Below are 18,732 nucleotides of genomic sequence, written 5' to 3'. Positions count from 1 at the left end.
GCGAGTTGAAGAGAAAAGATCAAATCTCTCCGGTAACGCTATCAAGCCTGACGAAAAATTAAGCTTTATCATAAACATCAAAAACCATCTTTTACCGATAATGGCGAGCTGGCCTACGAAGAAGGTATACAAGCTAGGATGAAAGGATTCTGATGCTCCTCCCACCAAATTTTTTATCTCCTGAAGACCAGGCTGAGTACGATGCTTATATGGCAAGGTTCAGCGAGGTAAATCACTATTATGAGCATTGCACTGTCCCCGTGATTGACTGGTTTTTTAAACAAGCAACCGAGGCGCTGCATCATGGTCTATGGTTACCGGCCTGTACGAGCTTTCTGAATGGGATCGAAACATCACTCAGGGTTACGCTGAAGTTGAAATCAACTGTTAACGTTCAGCAGTCAGTTCCTGTACTGGTGGACTTAGATGGTACGTCAGTAATGAGTAACGCTTTAATGCGAAAGGCTAAGCAGGAAGGGATGCCGATAGAATTACTGTCATTTCCAGCCGAGAAGAATATGTTGGCAAAGATAGACGCTGGTAAAAAACCTGAAGCAGATATCGTCAGGCTTAGAAATAGTCTATGCCATGGCAACATTCTGGAGTTCATTATGAGTGTTAAAGTCGGTTCTCCAGATCCCATACGAATTTTTACTCCTGGTAACTGCTGTGGTTTAGCGCTTTTACTTTCGGCCTTATCGAAGAAATGGACGGTAGGCTTGCATCAATACTGGATCGACAACAATCTGACGTCCTGCTGAAACCTCATAAATCATGCCTACTAAAGTCACGTGCAAAAAAACGTTGTAGCATGATATGTTTAAAGTCAAAACAGTGGGTTCTATGTTTTGACGGCAAACATGATATAACTAATACTTCATAAGTAGATATCAATAGTCATAATGGAGTGAACTATGAAATTAAAAAATATTCTGCTGTGTGCGATGATGTCAGTCGCTTTTGGCTCCTCTGCTAATACTACACATAAAGTTGAAAACGAACCTATCCCAAACATTATTCTTGATGGTAAGGTTGATGATATTTGTAAAGATGCAAGCATCCGAACTGAACTTAATCATGATAAAGCAAAGGAACTGGTAACCACCAACCTGAAGCAGGCATTACCATTAAATACGGTACCGGATAAGTTGGATGAAGTTGCAGAAGCCTTTGTAAACCGCGACAAAGGCGCTTCAGAAACAGCAGACCATTGCCTTGTTAATGTACGTAATAAATACTGGGAAATGTATCCCTCTGAAGATAAGTAGCATTTATTATTAAAGGCTTCACTTAAGAAGCCTTTTTTAACCCTTTGCGAAACCTGCTTTAAAAGCAATGCGCTATTCATATCTAAGAATCTATTTAATTAATGAATAATAGTGGACGGATTCATTTCTAGTGAATGCCGAAGTTGGTGTTTTTTGAGTTATTAGACGGTAAGTGCAATCTGGTATGATTCACCTAACATACGAATCTGGAAGGAAAGGTATATGGGTGACCTGGTCAGCAAAAATAACATTGACCGTTTAGAGCGATTTCATTCTTTGCTGGCGGGTCAGTACTGGACGTCCACTGACAGCATCCCTGAAGAGGGTATTGTGGCAGGGGATACGCTGCTCATTACGTCTTTGCGTTACGTTGAAGATAAGCTGCACACAGTGATTCTACGCGCCCATCCCCGCGTTTACGGTCAGACTGTAGCTATTGTCACTGAAGACAGCAGCGGCAACCGTAGGGAACGTGGCAAAGAAATGCGAGAGCATCGCTTCCTGGTTAAGGATTTTCTGTCCAGTTTTGTATTTGAACCCGACCATAAGGTAATCCGGGATGCTGAACTCAGACAAGCTCAGGAAGAAGTGAATAGCCTACAGGCATCGCTTACAGCCCTCGTGAGCGATGCTCAGGGGCTCCGTGACCTTGCGATTGAGCAATTAGGTACAGATGACCGTGAAAACCCTGTGACGGGCCTTAGCGTTGCGTTAGTGCCCCCACAAGAGCAGCAGGCGGTAACCTCACTGGCGATTGGATCAGTTCAAAATGCTCTGTCCTCTGGTATTTCAGATACCCGCATTGAACAAATCAGAGAAGCGGCCTTAAAAGAAGGGCAGATCAGCACAGCCATCAGCAAAATCATCACACAACGAACGCAGGCAATCGCTAATGCCAGCAAAAGAATGCTGCCCTATTTCGAGGAAGTTGCAGCGGCAAGTCTGGCCACTACAGAAGAAGCCATGGAATATGTGAAGAAAATCCACGATGGCGTTGGCAGTCTGGAACTGTATACCGGCAAAGACGTTGAGGTAGTGAATATCGTGAAGGGTGAATCCGCTCCATCACACCTCCCGCTCCAGGTCGTTCAGGCAAAGCTGATGGTGGATGAAGAGCTGGCCGTATGGTGCGATCTCGATAGCTGGTTCGACTTCTCTGATATGGAAAAATTTCATGAAACTTTACGAACCAGCCCCGGGCTGGTGGAGCAGATTTTTCCGTCCGAACGTTCCATCGTATGTATGGCCACAACACGACGTTATATCGATTACCGCGATCCCTGGGAAAATCATGTCCGCAATGACAGGAACCGGGTTGTATTCCTTCTGGTCCGGGACGGTCAAAATATTCATCAGGTTTACTCTTCGGTAGAAAGCCATCTTGGGGCTTCGCAGCTATTCCCTTCCGCCAGCGAACAGGAAGCACATTTCCAGGGGATTGATGGCAGCACCATAAAGTTTGAGGACGTCAGTTATACCGACCGACTGAAGCAGCATGATCTTATGGCACTTCACTACCGTCGTTTCCTGATCCTTATCTGCGGCCTCGATCACCGGCTCAAACTATTTGGTGATTTCTATGATACCAATACCCCTTACAGTTTTCTGAGCCTTGAGTTCCAGGAACGGTACTTCCAATTTCTGCACGACAAAGACGGTTCTGGCCTTTTGGGTATGGCTGAGACACGGCCGTCTCTGCAAAGTTATCTTGAACAGGCAAACTCATGCCTTCAGTCCGGATCCCGGGTAATGTGCAACTGGGATTCGTTGATGAACCCAGTGACAGCACCAGGAGCAGTTCAGGAAGACAACAGCTACTCTGGCTATAAATGGCTTGGGAGAACCCATAAAAACTATGAGCCGGTTATTGCATTCCGTCAGGGAGACGATATCTGTGTCAACGCAACAGTAAACAGATACTCAACGGATCGAGATTTCAATTGTAAGGTGAATTTGTCTTTATTTAAGGAGTCCAGCAGGAATGATGCTGAACTGGGTTTCCTGTGCATGGATACCATTAAAGCGGAGGAGCTCGAATGGTACATTCACAGACGTAAATTCAGGTCTAATCACCTGTTTTACATTCGCTTCTTCAAGATGGCTTTAAATTATATTCGTGCCGAGCGTGAGGCAGAAGAACCTTACCGGCAGATGCTGAGCCAGGCTCTGGCCGATGGAAATATTGGCCAGCCTAATCTGAGATCAGAGTTGATAGATCGATGCATTGTAGCCTGGCGAGCTGATAACAGGGGGGCGACGCTGGAAGCTGCCATGAGTACAGAGAAGGGCTCCAAAGAGCTCCTGAACCAGCTCTATATGCTCGCTGATGTGGGGCTCAAACATCTTCCCGGGGTTCGTAATTTTATTAGCAGCAAAGGCTATGAGCTGGTCAGGTTATCGGTAAATGCTTCAGGGAAACTTGTTGCATATGCCGCACCAGCAAATTTTGAATGCGACAACCGGATGGAAGGGCATGCCTGGGTTCATCGAATGGTACTTGCTACATCCCGAAATGTCTTAAACGTCACTCATCAACGTTTTGCGAAAATGAAACACTTCTTACCAGCTGAAAACACCCTGTTCGAAGATGAACAGCTGGTGGCCACATGGTCGGGCAAAAAGACTGCTTTCAAAAGCTTCGAAGAGAAGCAGCGTTATTTTGATACATGCTCCCGTGGCGCTCAGGCTCTTAAGCAGTTTTTAAAGCTGAACGATCCGGTGATTTACACCAATCTGCTTGGCCAGTGGATTGAGGCCTATGAAAGTATCAATGAAACCAGTGAGTACGTACAGCAAGTAAGCCTAATGGCTCCTGTTGCGGTCAAGAGCGAAAAAGGTAAAGCCAGCCTCATCTATATTGGCACTAAAGACCTGGCCGACTGGTTTTATCAGAAAGCGCCGACACCCGAGTTGCAGGCGCTGTTCCTTGAGGAATACCTGTCCAAATTTGAAAATAAAGAGGTCAATAAAGAAAAGCTACTTTCACGCAGAAATACCGCTCTGTCTCTCAGTTTTTACACCATGGACAACGGGGAAGTACCAGATGAAATCCTCGTCACCAAATCAGTTGATAATGCCAGACGGTGGTATTCAGGAATGTTCACAAGCATGCCAACGATGTTAAATGACCAGTGGTCCTGCCATGTTGCGCATTTTTCCCGTAACGGAAAACTCTATTTGACGCCTGATCTGGTCACTGATGAAGGGGAACCTGGTTTTGATGAAATACTCGGGTATCCGCGCCCGGAGGGGCTGGTACCGGTAACCGTGTGTGAGTTTGAAATTGACCACTTTAACCGACGTGGCATTGATGCGAATGGTGATAAGGTGAATATTACACAGTGGGTCGATATTTATCAGGGTGAGCGTGAGGTTACGGAACTGCTGGGGCCTATTTCTGAAGAAGGGGTGAACATCAAAACCTACAGGATGGACACTCTTGAGCAGGCGATGAAAAACATCTCCCGGGGCTCGACGCGCCTCAGACCGTCAACGGAGAATAGCGAGTGGCAACAGCCAGCAGAAGGTGTGAGCCGCTATGTACTTCGGTCATGGTAAAACGCGGGGGCAGGTGCCATCAAAACATCAAACAAAAAGCCATTACAGGCTCAAAGACCCCTTATCGCTCAAATTTGAAAGAGATAAGGCTTTATGATGGCAACGAGGATTATCACCCATCTCGCCGGAGTAACTGGCATAAAAATTGTTTAATCTTTATGCCAGCGCTTCGGCATTTGCTGGCAAGGAGACAGTGTTGAAAGACCATATCGTACCCCCACGAAAAACTAGCGCGAGTTTATCTTATCAACTCAAACGTATTGGGCGCATGCTCCTTCTTTTACTGAGCTTGGCTTTTATAGTTTACGGATTCGTACTGGCTTTCCATCCGCCGCTAACAACCTGGCTACTTCAACCCGGTGGACACTTTGCCCCAGATGACCGATTCATACTGGTTAGTGTTAAGGTTCAGTTTACAACCGGAATAATGGGGCTAATTGTTTGGCGCTTATGGTAAAAGTGGCAAGCAATGATGGGAGAAGGATAACGTTGCTCAGCTCAATCCGGTTTACTGATTGCTTAAATAGAAGGCAGTCATGCCTACATCAGAAAGGAGAAGCATAGATGGTAGAAGCACGTTATCAAGGCAAGCCTGTTAGCAGTCTTCCTGAAGAAGCTTTTGCTGAAGGGTTATCGCGATCCGGTTTAAGCCCCGTTCTGCTACTGGCATCCCCGACCACAGTACCCGTTACCACGGATGAGCGCTGGTGGCTCGCAAAGGAAAACGTGTCAGGACATTACGGCAGGATTTTTTATGCTGCGGTGCGGGAGTTGGTCATAAGGTCGGATATCATCTCAGTAGTGAGAAGTATTGCAGATGAGAATTTCACGTCCGAACATATGGGGTACTTCGAGCGACTTACCTCTGATGAAAAAGAAGTCGTGTTTAGTGATTACCTGCGCACTCTCGCTGAAGGCGGTCTTACCTGCACTGAGAAGAATCTCGTCAAACTGACGCAAGATTTATACCCGATTGATGCAACTCCTGACAACATTAGAAAGCTATCCACGGACAGGGATGCACTGAACGAACTACACATCGATGGTATGGTACTTTTTATTACCGGCCCTGCGCTTTGATTATGGAGATAATACATGCGGTGTTATCCCTGTTAAGGGTTAAGGTAACATTCTTCTAGAATTACAGAAAAATAGAGGTCTAACATGATAGTAAATAAAAACAGGTTTATGCATAAAAACGGGAAAAGGTTTAAGTCCATCGGAAGGTATTTAAGATTTTGGCAAGCAGTAGCGTCCTCTGGTTTACCCATGGACATGGTAATACGGGAAAAACCATATCAACTTATGGTCGCTTTGATTGCTTTATATACGGCCATCCCTGTTGTTACAATAGTAATTTTATCTGGTCAGCAATCGCATAAGTTGGAACTAATTGCTGTGCATTTCAGTACAATTATCACGATGGTGTTTGTTTTGCGTCGAAAGATGGGGAAACGTTGGCTGGATTTATTTGAAGAAAAATTAGCCATTTATAAACCTAATGATAAACTCGCGCTTAGCGAATTACACGAAAGCATACGTGAGAAAAATGGGCTAGACTTGCAGGATTTACAAGATTGGTACTGGAAAGAGAAGATGACATATGAGTATCACAAAGAACGTAAAACAACTATAAGCTATCAAAAATTCAAGTAGCGTTTTAAAATGACAGGGGAGGGCTATTGTGATTTATTAAGTCGGCAAGGTTATTAGGTAGGGGTGTTCAATATGATAAATTCTTCGAGTGAGGTTATTTCAAGAGTTGTTCTGGGCCTTTGAGATAGCTAATTATCATTACAGACTTTATCGAAAGGTATGAATTATGAACATTACCGACAAAGAACTTAGCTCAAATACAGTGAGACAGTATGGATGGAACTTAGGAGAGTTCAATCACTCAACGCCTTTTACATCTCATTTTATTTATATCACCGACTATCATAAAGATAATACATGGATGATTTCACTTTCGCAGGAGGATTTTAATACAACCAAAATTTTAACATCGTTAAGTCTAGGGAAGGTGCGAACAAGTTCCTGATATGAGATCATCATATTCATCCGGAGCGCATCCCAGAGGGACATCATGAGCCATTAACTCACCTTCGCCGATCGTGAATTCAGCACTAAGCGCCGTCAGACCCGAAAAGAGATTTTCCTCTCCCGCATGGAGCAGATTCTGCCATGGCAGAATATGACCGCTGTCATCGAGCCGTTTTATCCCAAGGCGGGCAATGGCCGACGGCCCTATCCGCTGGAGACCATGCTGCGTATTCACTGCATGCAGCATTGGTACAACCTGAGCGACGGTGCCATGGAAGATGCCCTGTACGAAATCGCCTCCATGCGCCTGTTTGCCCGATTATCCCTGGATAGCGCCCTGCCGGATCGCACCACCATCATGAATTTCCGCCACCTGCTCGAGCAGCATCAACTGGCCCGTCAATTGTTCAAGACCATCAATCGCTGGCTGGCCGAAGCAGGCGTCATGATGACCCAAGGCACTTTGGTGGATGCCACCATCATTGAGGCACCCAGCTCTAGCAAGAACAAAGAGCAGCAACGCGATCCGGAGATGCATCAGACCAAGAAAGGCAATCAGTGGCACTTTGGCATGAAGGCCCACATTGGTGTCGATGCCAAGAGTGGCCTGACCCACAGCCTAGTCACCACCGCGGCCAACGAGCATGACCTCAATCAGCTGGGTAATCTGCTTCATGGAGAGGAGCAATTTGTCTCAGCCGATGCCGGCTACCAAGGAGCGCCACAGCGCGAGGAGCTGGCCGAGGTGGATGTGGACTGGCTGATCGCCGAGCGTCCCGGCAAGGTAAAAACCTTGAAGCAGCATCCGCGCAAGAACAAAACGGCCATCAACATCGAATACATGAAAGCCAGCATCCGTGCCAAGGTGGAGCACCCGTTTCGCATCATCAAGCGGCAGTTCGGCTTCGTGAAAGCCAGATACAAGGGGCTGCTGAAAAACGATAACCAACTGGCGATGTTATTCACCCTGGCCAACCTGTTTCGGGTGGACCAAATGATGCGTCAGTGGGAGAGATCTCAGTAAAAACCGGAAATAACGCCAGAAATGGTGGAAAAAATAGCCTAAATAGGCTGATTCGATGTGTTTGCGGGAAAAAAATGGCCCCAGATCCGCGAAATTTTAATCAGCGAGTCAGCTTGGGAAGAAATGACCTGCTTATTCGCACCTTCCCTAGATGCCTGTGTATCCATGCTCGGAAAGATACTAAAAAAAATGTCTAACAAAAACGGTATCTCACAAACGGAAGAATCTGAATTCGCATTTCTTTTAACAAACTATATTAAACAGACTTTGACTTTTAGAGAATGGCAACGCAATGCTGACGGAAATCAACGACTGCACTTTCTTATTAATATCTACGGTGCAAAAGAAGACGGTGGCGAAGTGGTTTTAAGACCATTTATTGTAAATCCTGATGAATTAATGCTTACTCCAGCGGATGTCGTTGAATTTAATTCGCAGGTTATCAACGTTGATCGGCAGCGTCATCCTGAGTGGTTCCGTTAACTGGTCACAAGGGTTAAGAGCCTGAAAGGCTGCGATAGTGTATACGCAGCCTATTCTGTATAGCCGTCGCGTAATAATTGTTCTAAATGACTATCGACCGTTTCCTGATCACCAGGAATATATCGTGGCCATCCTGTTATATCGTTGACGCGTTTCACTATGTATGGATGAAACCCAAACTGCTCGGAAGTGATGTCAATATAATATTGCACTTCTTCGAAGTTCAATTCACACCAATAATGGCCAAAGCCACCACTCTCTGTAAATATACCGCCATCATCTGCACCGTTACCCCCACGAACAACAGCATCTAGACCTTTAGTTTTTGCTAAATAACATACAAGATAGCTTGCAAAAAGGCATGTGCCTTTCGTCTTCTTTGTGCCGCACTCCGTCAAAACTGAAAGTAGCTTTTCATGCGCCACTCGTGCAATGCCTGATACCAATTCCGGGGACATGTCTGCTCCAATGAAATTATTAGATCGACTTAAACAGGTAATATGTAATTAGGCATTACGATAAGTCGTGCCCTATTGGTTGGTACATCGTAAGAAAAGTAACTTTTCTAATCCCAGCCTGCACTCCGGGAATGCTTCTAACCTGAATAAATCACGGGGGCAGTGCTCGATACTTGTCAACTGTATTTGGATTCACAGGCTAACTATTTTTATACAGTTTAAGTGAATAAAACTTACTTAAAGCAGCGAACCACGCCGAAAGTGTAATGAGGAATACCGCCAATTCATCAGAACCATTTTTGATAGCACTGAGTAGAGCGATTAGTCCAAGGAACACCGAAAGAAAGACTAGTATTGCGGGTAAAAGTTTATACATGATAGACGTTCCTTTTAAAGGTTCAGATAGGTAGACCAACGCAGATAACGTCGGAATTGCCTGTTGTAAGATTACGCTCATTTAATTATTTTTATAACCTATGAATCCGCGTATAATTTCATTTGTAGTAATCTTCGTAATATATATCTGATAGACATTGATCTTTTTAATGTCTTGTTGACTCACAACACCATATAAGCAACTCTTAGATTGGTTTAACACAGCGCTTCCACTAACTCCATTTTGATAAAAAGCAGTCAAACCATCAGAACCAACTATTCCTTTATAATAGTAGGTTGAGTCGGGGGAAGCATACGTATTTGAAAGCGTATTATACATTCCCGATAGAACCCAAACAGACTCACCTGGAGCTAGAACATTATCACATACTGGAAGCTTCCAATTAGGTGGGGCTTTGACAATAGTATTTTTTTCTACTTTTAAAAGAGCGAGGTCCCGGTTCTTAGGATCATCAATATTGATAACTGTTGCTGGTTGGCTCCCATTCCTTGTTATTATACTTAGACTATAATCCTTGCTTGCATCAAGCCATAAATGTGAAGCTGTAAGAATATGTTGTTCATCGATCCAAGTACCTGAGCCGGAGATTGTCTTATTTCCAGACTTGATTTGAATTTTTACAGCTGAGTCCGAAAGCTCAAAATCATTGTGGTGCATACTTTGTTTATGAGGATTATCGGTGGAACAAGCAGAAATCAGTAAGGCTGAAAGAGCTAAAACCTTTCTATACATAGTCAGTTTCCTTCGAATAAGGCGAGTTTGGTTTCTAGAATATTTTATCCAGCGAGGAATTCTTCTAACGTGCTATCTTGGTACTGGGGATATATCTGCTTCATCATGCCAAAAGCAGCAACCGCTACGCTTTCTAAGTCGGAATAGAATTTAGGCTCCGTATTAAGATCATCACCATTCTTCAGAACGCCCTCGAAGCAGCTATAATCATTTCCGAACTCTTGAACAATAATCCAGCGCCCATCACGGAAACCTACCAGCATAACCGCTGAATTAGGATAGTCGCCAGCAGGCGTTAGCCAATCAAAGTGATAGTGCTTTATCGTATCATATTTCAGATGTACATTCATTATTCCTCCGTTGGCGATTACATTATTTGAGTTTTTTCATGGACTCTAAAGAAGCGAGGTAGGAATTATAGCGATCACCAAATTTTTCTTTCGCACGCTTAACGCGCATTTTCTCCGCGAGCTCAGTCTTGTTTTCTGCCTGGTAGGTCCTATTATTTTGCGTCTTTACTTCGGCCCCTGGGCCTGCTGCGTACGTTTTGTTTTTCTCGCTAATACACGCTCGGCATTTACTCTTGAGGCCAAACTTGCCCTTGAGCTCTTTTTCCAAACTGTTCAAAGGGTTTAACTTGCTGACATGATTTGCATTTTTTAAAGCCCGGGGGGAGGTAGGTGTCAGCCATGAGCTGCTCCAGTAGGTATTGATTATAGGTGATTTTAACTTAAAGACGACGTCACTTTCAAATAAATCGACTACTTAACGCTGATCTTACATAATCCTGATTATGCGCACTTAAGTTGTTAGAACCATTTAGTAATGTCACTTTTTATCCAGATAGAAACGTCACCTTAGAGTAAGCTAAACTGAATGCAATTCTAAGGGGCTCAACGCATGTTGGTGACCATGTCAGATAAAGAGATCCACCGCCTACCGGTGATACAGGCAGTTTGTGAAAAGCGTCTACGCCGTCGTGATGCAGCATCACAGCTTGGCATTTCAGAACGTCAGGCGCAACGACTTATCAATCGTTACCGAGTTTCTGGTGCTGAAGGACTTGTCAGCCGCAAACGCGGCCAGCCCAGCAACCGCCGGTTGACCGAATCTCTCAAACTACGAGTACTCACGCTGATACGTGAAAACTACAGTGACTTTGGGCCCACACTGGCCGCAGAAAAACTCAGAGAGCGCCATAATATCCGGCTTTCAATCGAGACCGTCCGCAACTGGATGACGTCTGACGGACTCTGGGTCCCGCATGCTCGCCGTAAGTCACGGGTTTATCAACCCCGACATCGGCGTGATTGTCTGGGTGAACTTATCCAGATCGACGGCTCCCACCATGACTGGTTTGAAGGCCGTGCGCCAAAATGCTGCCTGCTGGTCTTTATCGATGATGCCACCGGGCGTCTGATGCATTTGCGGTTGAGCGAGTCAGAAACAGCCTTTGACTACATGCTGGCAACCCGGGAATACATCGAGCAGCATGGGAAGCCGGTATCGCTGTACAGTGACAAACACGCAATATTTCGCGTCAGTGGTCCGGAGAAACGCAATACCACCGTTACCCAGTTCGGACGTGTGCTTTATGACCTGGCAATCGAGCTTATTTGTGCCAACAGCTCTGAAGCTAAAGGCCGCGTGGAACGTGCGAATCAGACACTTCAGGATCGGCTGATCAAAGAAATGCGTCTGGAAGGTATAACCGGCATTGAGGCCGCAAATGCCTGGCTTGCCACTTTCATCGCTGACTTTAACAGCCGGTTTTCACGACCGGCTAAGTTCCCCAAAGATTTGCATCGTCCGGTGCAGGAAAGCCCCGATGAATTAAGAGACATCTTTGCCTGGCATGATGTTCGTACCGTGTCGAAATCACTGACCTTCCAGTACGATAAGATCCTTTATCTCATGGACACCACAGAAGAAAATAGCCGTCTTGCCGGTGAAAAAATTAAAGTACTGGATTATCCCGATGGCACCCTCGCCTTCCTCTATGGGCACCGGAGCCTTAAGTGCCAGGCATTTGATAAGCTGGCCTGTGTCGACCAGGGGCAGATTGTTGATAACAAACGTCTCGGGACTGTACTCCGACTGGCTCAGGTAAAACAGGATGAGCGGGAAAGCGAAGGCAAACGGGAACGAAGCAAAAAATCGCCCAGCCGTAAGGCTCAGGTGCGCATCCAGGAACAGCTCCGGGCTATCAATCCCGTTCTGGCAGACCCGAGCTTGTTTGTGGCAAGTTCAAAGCGATAGAATCGACCATCAGTGCTGCAAAGTACCGGAACAGTGAGTCCCCAAAAGGATACTTGAGATGATTAAATTCCCGACTACAAAGCGCGTTGATTTGTATAAAACTGCTGTCAGCTCTGAGCAATTACATCTAGATCTGGTTGCGGCTCAGGAGTTCATGTTCGATGCCTGGGAAAATGATGACCTGGAAGTTGTGCTGAAACTCATCAGAAAAGCTATCAAGAAATCCCCGCTCTGTGCTGACGCATACTCATTCTACTGCGAGATATCTCAAGAACCTCCTGAGTCAAAAATCGGGAAGCTGGAGACTGCTTTGTACGCAGCCAGCATTATATTGGCGAGGATTTTCAGGAGTTCGCAGGACGTTTCTGGGGATTTGTCGAAACACGTCCATATATGAGAGCAAAAGCAGCTTTGGCTGAGGCCTTATGGGAGTCTGGTAATTTTTATCCGGCTATGGCTCATAGCCGCGAAATGCTGAAGCTCAACCCGAACGATAACCAGGGGATTCGTCATTTATTAGCGAACTATTACCTTGAGCTTGAAATGGTGGATGATCTGGCCTTGCTACTGGACGATTATCCTGGGGATATGCGTTCGTTTTTTCAGTATACACGCGCCCTACTCGCCTACCGACAGTCATCCCCGGATGCCGATGATATCGCTAAAGCTGCGATTGATTCTAATAGACACATCCCCGGCTTGTTATCGAAGTGCAGATTACAGATCAAGTCTAACAGTGGATATATCACGTTAGGTGGAATGGATGAAGCCATTTATTATGTGAATCATAATATAAAGCCTTGGATTCGCACCTCTGGCGCAATTGATTGGATTGTAAATAATTCATTAAGTAAAATATAAGGATTTAGTTTTAATGTTTAATCTAATTATGGGCGGAGAACCTGACTATTTTGAACATTGGCCCATGTATGAACGGGTTAGTGGGAGTTGTGATTTTCCTATATCACGTATGTTAGAAGGCACCTCTGATGACATCCGGTTGAAGTTAACGCCTTTGAATGATAAAGCATTATCTTATATTGAGAAATTACCTACGCTTTTTATGTCAGAACTTTATTCCCGAGACAATGTTGAATACATTACTTTGCGACTTGGTGTAATTTCAAATCTACGAACAGTTAACAAAAATGTTGAGTTTGATTTCAGAATCACTCACTCACAAGATGATGTCGTAGTGATAAACAAAGAGTTATATCAAACAGCTTTAGAATTAGGTGCATATGGGCTGAAACGGACTCACTGGGGAATAAAAGCACGTGATTTAAATCAAACATTAGCACTTCTAAATATAACGACAAGAAGTACACCACTTCCTCCTACTGAAGCACTTCCTGATGAAGTTGATAACTACCCAATAATAGATAATGTTCAAAGTTTCATGGCGCGTGTTTTAGAACAAGATCATGAAGAAGATGCAGAAATATTTTATCGTGGACATTCTGATGTATCTTACGAGTTGGCTCCATCAGTTTTCAGGAAAAACAAAAAAGGTAACTTCAAGCATTTGCACAGTGAATCAAATTTAGTCCGTGAAGCCCTAACAGCAAGGCCAACTGAGTTTGTTGATGATAAAACAATGCTAGACAAGTTAGTAAGGATGCAACACTACGGACTACCAACTCGTTTGTTGGATATAACATCAAATCCACTAATCGCTCTGTATTTCGCTTGTTGCGACATTAGTAATAATGAAAATACAAATGAGGTTGATGGACATGTTATTATTTTCAAAACAAAAAGGGATCGTATAAAATTCTTTGACTCTGATACAGTAAGTTGCATATCAAATATATCAATGCTAAGTCAAACACTGAAAGATCAGCTGGATTGTAAAATGGACAAGGAGGCTTTCAATAAAACTGAAGCTTGTCAAAAACTCATACATTACATTAAAGATGAAAAACCTTATTTTAAAGATGTAATTATACCATCAGATTTGGAAAGGTTAATTTTCGTTAAAGGAAGAAATAATAATGAAAGGATGTCATCACAGTCAGGTGCATTCTTATTATTTGGGAATAATGCTGTTTATCCCGATTTAGTTTCAAACCCTGATGATGCTATGCAAGAGTTTAAAGTAGAAAAAATAGTGATCAGAAACAAAGCTAGAATACTTAAGGAACTCGCAAGGTTAAACATTACAGATGCGACAGTTTATCAAGGCATGGAAAGGACAATGAAACTAATTGCGGCCAAATTTTCCGCAGGAGATTAATCTTCATGTGGTTTTTTGACACACTAGCCTGTCGCTACTGGCATTGGTCCCTTGTATGCTAAGCATATGAACTCTGGTGTGTGTTGGACAGGAGCAATTAACCAGTCGTATAGTAAAATTTGAATGTAAAAATATAAAACAAGGAGTTGAGAATGAACCCCATTACTTTGAGTGAAATGAGTGATGAAGATGAAGAGGTAAAAATCATTTCTTCATATGAACCTCAAGATGATGAGATTGCGATCGTTTTTGATAGTTCAAAAATTACTGGAGGTAATGCACTGGATTTTTTCCAGTTCACCAAGCAATCACATTCTAATGTTAAAGTGTACGGAGATTCTAATGGTGTTTCGTACCTGCAATTAAACAGTATAACGTTAGCGTTAGGCACTTTCTTTGCCACATCAGTAATGATACCTTTTTTAGTAAATCTTGTTTCAAATTATATTCAGAAAAAAATTGATAACTTTGGAACTAGAGATATAGACGTTAAAGTCTCTATAATTAAAAAAAATAAATCAGGAAAACATGTGAAATACACTGTTTCTGGAAAAGTAGACGATGTTTTAAAAGTAATTAACAAAATCAAATAAAAATCTATATAGATATTATGAATATTCACGAAAAGTTAAAGCGTTGGATGTGTATTACTCAAGAAGATAGTGCTATTCTTGATTATCTTAATGCTGAGTTAAAAAAAGCTCAATCCTTGAGCTTGAATAATGAATCAAACAGATTGTTTTTATACAAAACAATTTTACTAGCCCATTTAAAATATATTCAAGTCATTAATTTACTTACAAGAGGTGATTTTTATGAAGCATGGGTAGAACTTGAAAGGATAGAAATAGATTTAATACATATTAAAGAAAATAATGAGTTTCTGCCTGAGGTTAATTTCTATGGTGTTAACTTCTTAGCGAGAATGGTATGTAATTGGCAGGCGTTATTCCCATATAAAATCTTCGGTAGTTCTCGTGAAATAATAAAAGAAGTGAAATGTTCAGTATGTAATACAACCCGTAGTTTTATTAATGATTGTGGTCATGTTAAAAATAAACTTTATAATGGAGTTCTTTGCTTTGATGAAGTGATCGATTTTGAATTAATTACTTATGACATAGTTAGTAATCCCGTTAACAAATGTAGTGTTTTTTTCTCCAATGATGGTGATCATTATAACTATTCAACTTTAATTAGTGTTGTCAAATACATACAATCCCCACATCAAATTTTCAATATTACGACCTGGAGATTTAAGGCGAAAGAACATGATGGAGTATTATCGCCAGAAAATATTTGTCCATGTGGAGATTCTTTAAAAAAATATGCAGATTGTTGTTTGCCACGTAATGGTATTTATAAAAAACATATAGATATTTGGTTTCCCTTCCCGTTGAATGTAGAACCTATTTAGAACCAGATATTCAATAACTAAAGATCCCGTTGACACAGATATTTCCATATTAAGATGTTTTCGTTATATTTTTATTCCAGTCTTTCATATTTAACTTTTGCTTTATTAATTGGTTGAGTGGGATAACGCAGCAGTCACATTAATATGATTACATAGGCTGAAAGTGCCCTTTCTATCTTGCACAAAGAGGTGACATTTTAAACTTGCTTTGACATAAGTTGTAGTAGCAAAGTTGTAATGTCCGATAATGGCTAAGTTAAGATGTCCGGCGTGTATAATCAAGTAAGGATTACCATGACGGCTCTCGCAGCGGAGTTTTTCACATTGGATGAAGTTAACCGACTCAAAATCATTCAGGATGTCATCGACCGGCGTCTGACAACACAAATGGCAGCTCAGCGGCTTGGTATCTCCGACCGTCAGTGCCGTCGTCTGCTTGCGCGTTATCGTGAAGATGGTCCGATTGGCATGACCAGCCGCCGTCGTGGTAAATCCAGTAACAACCAGTTGCCTCAGGGACTGGCCGCATACGCGCTGAACATTATTCGCGAACGCTATAACGATTTCGGTCCGACGCTGGCCTGTGAAAAACTGTCTGAGGTGCACGGTGTTCATCTTTCCAAAGAAACCGTCCGTAAGCTGATGACTCAGGCCAGTCTGTGGGTCCCACGTAAGCAACGTGCGCCAAAAATTCAGCAACCTCGTTACCGCCGTGCCTGTGCCGGTGAACTCATACAAATCGACGGCTGCGACCACCACTGGTTTGAAAATCGGGGACCTAAGTGTACGGCACTGGTTTACGTTGATGACGCAACCAGTCGTTTAATGCAGCTTCTTTTCGTGAAATCTGAGTCTACTTTCACCTATTTTGAAGCGACCCGGGGCTATATTGAAAAACATGGCAAACCGCTTGCGCTGTACAGCGACAAAGCCAGCGTATTCAGGATCAACAATAAAAATGCAACCGGCGGCGACGGCGATACCCAGTTTGGCCGTGCGATGCATGAACTGAACATTCAGACCATTTGTGCAGAAACCAGTGCTGCCAAAGGCCGCGTTGAACGGGCGCACCTGACGCTTCAGGACCGACTGGTCAAGGAGCTCAGGCTCCAGGGCATCAGTTCCATGGAAGCTGCGAACGCATTTGCCGAAGAGTTCATGAACGATTACAACCGTCGTTTCGCAAAAGCGCCTCGCCAGGCGTTTGATGTTCATCGGGAACTGGATGTCGATGACGATCTTGATATGGTATTTAACTGGCGTGAAGCTCGTAAAGTGTCGAAATCACTCACAGTGCAATACGACAAAGTCCTTTATCTGATTGAAGACAGCGAATTCAGTCGTCGGGCGATTGGTAAATACATCGATGTCTGGCATTACCCGGATGGACATAAAGAGCTCCGGCTTAATGGCGTATCACTTCCCTACTCCACCTATGACAAGCTTTCTGAAATCGATCAGGGGGCCATTGTGGATAACAAACGTCTGGGGCGGGCCCTGGAAATGGCGCAGCTGGTCCAGGCCGAGCGGGATAATAACCGGTCGCAATCCGTACCATCCGGAGACGGCCCTTCTCGCAGGCGTAAAGCTCCCACGACGAAGAAATCCCAGCGTTCCCTGGATCAGGACGATATGTTCAATGCCCTGGTGAAACTTCAGTCACGCTCTGAAGAGATATTTGGGAAGAAACCGATTTAAAGCCCGGTAATCCATCCGGGCATGCCTGGCTGTCAGATTTTGGCCTGATTGACCCGTGCCGCGAGCTCCTGATGACTCTCTTTCCTTTCGCTGTAGCGGTCGGACAGGTAGGCTGTGTGCCCTTTCAGGAGTAACGTCATTTTGAACAACTCTTCGGTAACGTCGACAATCCTGTCATACCAGGGTGAGGGTTTCATGCGCCCTTCATCATCAAATTCCTGCCATGCCTTTGGCACTGACGACTGATTGGGGATGGTGAACATCCGCATCCAGCGGCCAAGTATCCGCATCTGATTGACCGTGTTAAACGACTGTGAACCACCACAAACCTGCATGACGGCCAGCGTTTTACCCTGGGAAGGACGAACAGCACCTTCACTCAGGGGTATCCAGTCAATCTGGGCCTTCATCACCGAGCTCATGGCGCCATGTCTTTCCGGAGAACTCCAGACCATTCCGTCACACCACCTGACCAGCTCGCGGAGTTCAAGCACTTTGGGGTGACTTTCGGGCGCATCATCGGGTAACGGCAGACCGGATGGGTTAAATATTTTCACCTCAGCCCCCATCTTTGCCAGCAACCGCCCGGCCTCTTCCGCTGCAAAACGACTGTAGGACCGCTCTCGTACTGAACCGTACAGGATGAGAATTCGCGGCATGGTTTCGTTGTTGCCCGTAAGTTTGCTGGCAAGCGCATCATCAAAATAAGCCGGTTCGATTGCTGGTAAGTCGGTCATAAAAAATCTCCATTTCATAAGCTATGCTTTAAAAGTTATCACATATGAAATACCATATGTATTGTTATTTTTTTACGAGGTTAAGCATGCTACAGCCTGTTCAGCTTTTTAAACTGCTCGCCGACGAGACCCGTTCAACTATCGTGATGCTTCTCAGGGAGTCCGGTGAAATGTGCGTCTGTGACATCTGTGCGGCAACCGCAGAGTCTCAGCCAAAAATTTCTCGCCATATGGCCCTTTTACGTGAAGCCGAGCTGGTCATCGACCGTCGCGAAGGAAAATGGGTGCATTACCGACTGTCGCCACACATGCCAGCATGGGCTGCGGGTATTATTGATACAGCCTGGAACTGTGAACGAGAAAACATACGCAACAAGCTCAGTAGCGTGGCATCTGTCTCCTGCTGATGGCGATATATATAT

General features: G+C 44.1%; 20 protein-coding genes. 16 read left to right on the top strand and 4 right to left on the bottom strand.

All coding sequences use genetic code 11. The features are described 5' to 3' along the window. Nucleotides 1-152 precede the first annotated feature (152 nt). From ACQG22_RS24540 to ACQG22_RS24505, 8 genes are all read left to right on the top strand, one after another. A complete protein-coding gene (locus ACQG22_RS24540; protein WP_000926374.1) occupies nt 153-761 on the top strand; it encodes a hypothetical protein in 609 nt (202 codons plus the stop codon). 153 nt (nt 762-914) lie between these two features. Then, complete coding sequence (locus ACQG22_RS24535) at nt 915-1,268, top strand: hypothetical protein (protein WP_000769182.1); 354 nt, start codon at nt 915-917, stop codon at nt 1,266-1,268. A 222-nt stretch (nt 1,269-1,490) separates the two neighbouring features. Next, a complete protein-coding gene (locus ACQG22_RS24530) occupies nt 1,491-4,826 on the top strand; it encodes a hypothetical protein (RefSeq protein WP_000502666.1) in 3,336 nt (1,111 codons plus the stop codon). 564 nt (nt 4,827-5,390) lie between these two features. Continuing rightward, nucleotides 5,391-5,906 carry a hypothetical protein gene (locus ACQG22_RS24525; protein WP_000228894.1) on the top strand — a complete coding sequence of 172 codons (516 nt, stop codon included), beginning with the start codon at nt 5,391-5,393 and terminating at the stop codon, nt 5,904-5,906. A gap of 84 nt (nt 5,907-5,990) precedes the next feature. After that, nucleotides 5,991-6,482, top strand: a complete 492-nt coding sequence (locus ACQG22_RS24520) for a hypothetical protein (RefSeq protein WP_000636790.1) — start codon at nt 5,991-5,993, stop codon at nt 6,480-6,482. A 496-nt stretch (nt 6,483-6,978) separates the two neighbouring features. Further along, nucleotides 6,979-7,893: an IS5 family transposase gene (locus ACQG22_RS24515; RefSeq protein ID WP_426711627.1), complete on the top strand. Its 915-nt coding sequence runs from the start codon at nt 6,979-6,981 to the stop codon at nt 7,891-7,893. After that, nucleotides 7,875-8,090 carry a hypothetical protein gene (locus ACQG22_RS24510; protein WP_426711623.1) on the top strand — a complete coding sequence of 72 codons (216 nt, stop codon included), beginning with the start codon at nt 7,875-7,877 and terminating at the stop codon, nt 8,088-8,090. The genes ACQG22_RS24515 and ACQG22_RS24510 overlap by 19 nt, the downstream gene beginning before the upstream one ends. Then, complete coding sequence (locus ACQG22_RS24505; RefSeq protein WP_236689843.1) at nt 7,987-8,376, top strand: hypothetical protein; 390 nt, start codon at nt 7,987-7,989, stop codon at nt 8,374-8,376. Before ACQG22_RS24510 ends, ACQG22_RS24505 begins: the two co-directional genes overlap by 104 nt. 50 nt (nt 8,377-8,426) lie before the next feature. Here the strand turns inward: ACQG22_RS24505 and ACQG22_RS24500 are convergent, their stop codons facing one another. The 3 genes from ACQG22_RS24500 to ACQG22_RS24490 form a co-directional block, all read right to left on the bottom strand. After that, on the bottom strand, nt 8,427-8,834 hold the full coding sequence (locus tag ACQG22_RS24500) for a hypothetical protein (protein WP_001371904.1): 408 nt from the start codon (nt 8,832-8,834) through the stop codon (nt 8,427-8,429). A 457-nt stretch (nt 8,835-9,291) separates the two neighbouring features. After that, a complete protein-coding gene (locus ACQG22_RS24495) occupies nt 9,292-9,963 on the bottom strand; it encodes a S1 family peptidase (RefSeq protein ID WP_000285959.1) in 672 nt (223 codons plus the stop codon). Nucleotides 9,964-10,007: 44 nt separating this feature from the next. Further along, nucleotides 10,008-10,313 carry a hypothetical protein gene (locus ACQG22_RS24490; RefSeq protein WP_001100610.1) on the bottom strand — a complete coding sequence of 102 codons (306 nt, stop codon included), beginning with the start codon at nt 10,311-10,313 and terminating at the stop codon, nt 10,008-10,010. Between the two features lie 562 nt (nt 10,314-10,875). Between ACQG22_RS24490 and ACQG22_RS24485 the strand changes: the two genes are divergently transcribed. From ACQG22_RS24485 to ACQG22_RS24455, 7 genes are all read left to right on the top strand, one after another. Continuing rightward, complete coding sequence (locus ACQG22_RS24485) at nt 10,876-12,222, top strand: ISNCY-like element ISLad2 family transposase (protein WP_426711626.1); 1,347 nt, start codon at nt 10,876-10,878, stop codon at nt 12,220-12,222. A 58-nt stretch (nt 12,223-12,280) separates the two neighbouring features. Next, the gene (locus ACQG22_RS24480; RefSeq protein ID WP_426711622.1) at nt 12,281-12,619 is read left to right on the top strand and encodes a hypothetical protein; all 339 of its coding nucleotides are present in this window, start codon (nt 12,281-12,283) and stop codon (nt 12,617-12,619) included. Next, nucleotides 12,616-13,083, top strand: a complete 468-nt coding sequence (locus ACQG22_RS24475) for a hypothetical protein (RefSeq protein WP_233084732.1) — start codon at nt 12,616-12,618, stop codon at nt 13,081-13,083. Before ACQG22_RS24480 ends, ACQG22_RS24475 begins: the two co-directional genes overlap by 4 nt. 13 nt (nt 13,084-13,096) lie before the next feature. Beyond that, nucleotides 13,097-14,458 carry an FRG domain-containing protein gene (locus ACQG22_RS24470; protein ID WP_000482601.1) on the top strand — a complete coding sequence of 454 codons (1,362 nt, stop codon included), beginning with the start codon at nt 13,097-13,099 and terminating at the stop codon, nt 14,456-14,458. 152 nt (nt 14,459-14,610) lie between these two features. Further along, a complete protein-coding gene (locus tag ACQG22_RS24465) occupies nt 14,611-15,051 on the top strand; it encodes a hypothetical protein (protein ID WP_016239970.1) in 441 nt (146 codons plus the stop codon). Nucleotides 15,052-15,068: 17 nt separating this feature from the next. Further along, complete coding sequence (locus ACQG22_RS24460) at nt 15,069-15,875, top strand: hypothetical protein (protein ID WP_016239971.1); 807 nt, start codon at nt 15,069-15,071, stop codon at nt 15,873-15,875. A 294-nt stretch (nt 15,876-16,169) separates the two neighbouring features. Beyond that, a complete protein-coding gene (locus ACQG22_RS24455; protein WP_000125668.1) occupies nt 16,170-17,573 on the top strand; it encodes an ISNCY family transposase in 1,404 nt (467 codons plus the stop codon). A 32-nt stretch (nt 17,574-17,605) separates the two neighbouring features. On the opposite strand, the gene arsH is transcribed toward ACQG22_RS24455, so the two are convergent. Continuing rightward, nucleotides 17,606-18,310: an arsenical resistance protein ArsH gene (arsH, locus tag ACQG22_RS24450; protein WP_000130816.1), complete on the bottom strand. Its 705-nt coding sequence runs from the start codon at nt 18,308-18,310 to the stop codon at nt 17,606-17,608. Nucleotides 18,311-18,396: 86 nt separating this feature from the next. On the opposite strand from arsH, the gene ACQG22_RS24445 reads away from it, so the two are divergent. Further along, entirely contained in the window at nt 18,397-18,717 is a 321-nt protein-coding gene (locus tag ACQG22_RS24445) for a transcriptional regulator (protein ID WP_000941305.1), read from the top strand. The last annotated feature ends 15 nt before the right edge of the window (nt 18,718-18,732 follow it).

Origin of the sequence: Enterobacter cloacae complex sp. 309I3, from assembly GCF_050031595.1 — a bacterium.
GTDB classification, from domain to species: Bacteria; Pseudomonadota; Gammaproteobacteria; order Enterobacterales; family Enterobacteriaceae; genus Enterobacter; species Enterobacter cloacae.
The sequence above is the reverse complement of the archived record's forward strand: the minus strand, read 5'-3'. Positions and strand labels throughout refer to the sequence as shown.

Excerpts from the sequence above, each read along its gene's own strand:
- ACQG22_RS24520 (WP_000636790.1), top strand. The coding sequence starts at position 5,991 with ATGATAGTAAATAAAAACAGGTTTATGCATAAAAACGGGAAAAGGTTT.
- ACQG22_RS24535 (WP_000769182.1), top strand. The coding sequence starts at position 915 with ATGAAATTAAAAAATATTCTGCTGTGTGCGATGATGTCAGTCGCTTTT.
- ACQG22_RS24495 (WP_000285959.1), bottom strand. The coding sequence starts at position 9,963 with ATGTATAGAAAGGTTTTAGCTCTTTCAGCCTTACTGATTTCTGCTTGT.
- ACQG22_RS24500 (WP_001371904.1), bottom strand. The coding sequence starts at position 8,834 with ATGTCCCCGGAATTGGTATCAGGCATTGCACGAGTGGCGCATGAAAAG.
- ACQG22_RS24490 (WP_001100610.1), bottom strand. The coding sequence starts at position 10,313 with ATGAATGTACATCTGAAATATGATACGATAAAGCACTATCACTTTGAT.
- ACQG22_RS24485 (WP_426711626.1), top strand. The coding sequence starts at position 10,876 with ATGTCAGATAAAGAGATCCACCGCCTACCGGTGATACAGGCAGTTTGT.
- ACQG22_RS24470 (WP_000482601.1), top strand. The coding sequence starts at position 13,097 with ATGTTTAATCTAATTATGGGCGGAGAACCTGACTATTTTGAACATTGG.
- arsH (WP_000130816.1), bottom strand. The coding sequence starts at position 18,310 with ATGACCGACTTACCAGCAATCGAACCGGCTTATTTTGATGATGCGCTT.
- ACQG22_RS24540 (WP_000926374.1), top strand. The coding sequence starts at position 153 with ATGCTCCTCCCACCAAATTTTTTATCTCCTGAAGACCAGGCTGAGTAC.
- ACQG22_RS24465 (WP_016239970.1), top strand. The coding sequence starts at position 14,611 with ATGAACCCCATTACTTTGAGTGAAATGAGTGATGAAGATGAAGAGGTA.
- ACQG22_RS24460 (WP_016239971.1), top strand. The coding sequence starts at position 15,069 with ATGAATATTCACGAAAAGTTAAAGCGTTGGATGTGTATTACTCAAGAA.
- ACQG22_RS24475 (WP_233084732.1), top strand. The coding sequence starts at position 12,616 with ATGAGAGCAAAAGCAGCTTTGGCTGAGGCCTTATGGGAGTCTGGTAAT.
- ACQG22_RS24525 (WP_000228894.1), top strand. The coding sequence starts at position 5,391 with ATGGTAGAAGCACGTTATCAAGGCAAGCCTGTTAGCAGTCTTCCTGAA.
- ACQG22_RS24445 (WP_000941305.1), top strand. The coding sequence starts at position 18,397 with ATGCTACAGCCTGTTCAGCTTTTTAAACTGCTCGCCGACGAGACCCGT.
- ACQG22_RS24455 (WP_000125668.1), top strand. The coding sequence starts at position 16,170 with ATGACGGCTCTCGCAGCGGAGTTTTTCACATTGGATGAAGTTAACCGA.
- ACQG22_RS24530 (WP_000502666.1), top strand. The coding sequence starts at position 1,491 with ATGGGTGACCTGGTCAGCAAAAATAACATTGACCGTTTAGAGCGATTT.
- ACQG22_RS24480 (WP_426711622.1), top strand. The coding sequence starts at position 12,281 with ATGATTAAATTCCCGACTACAAAGCGCGTTGATTTGTATAAAACTGCT.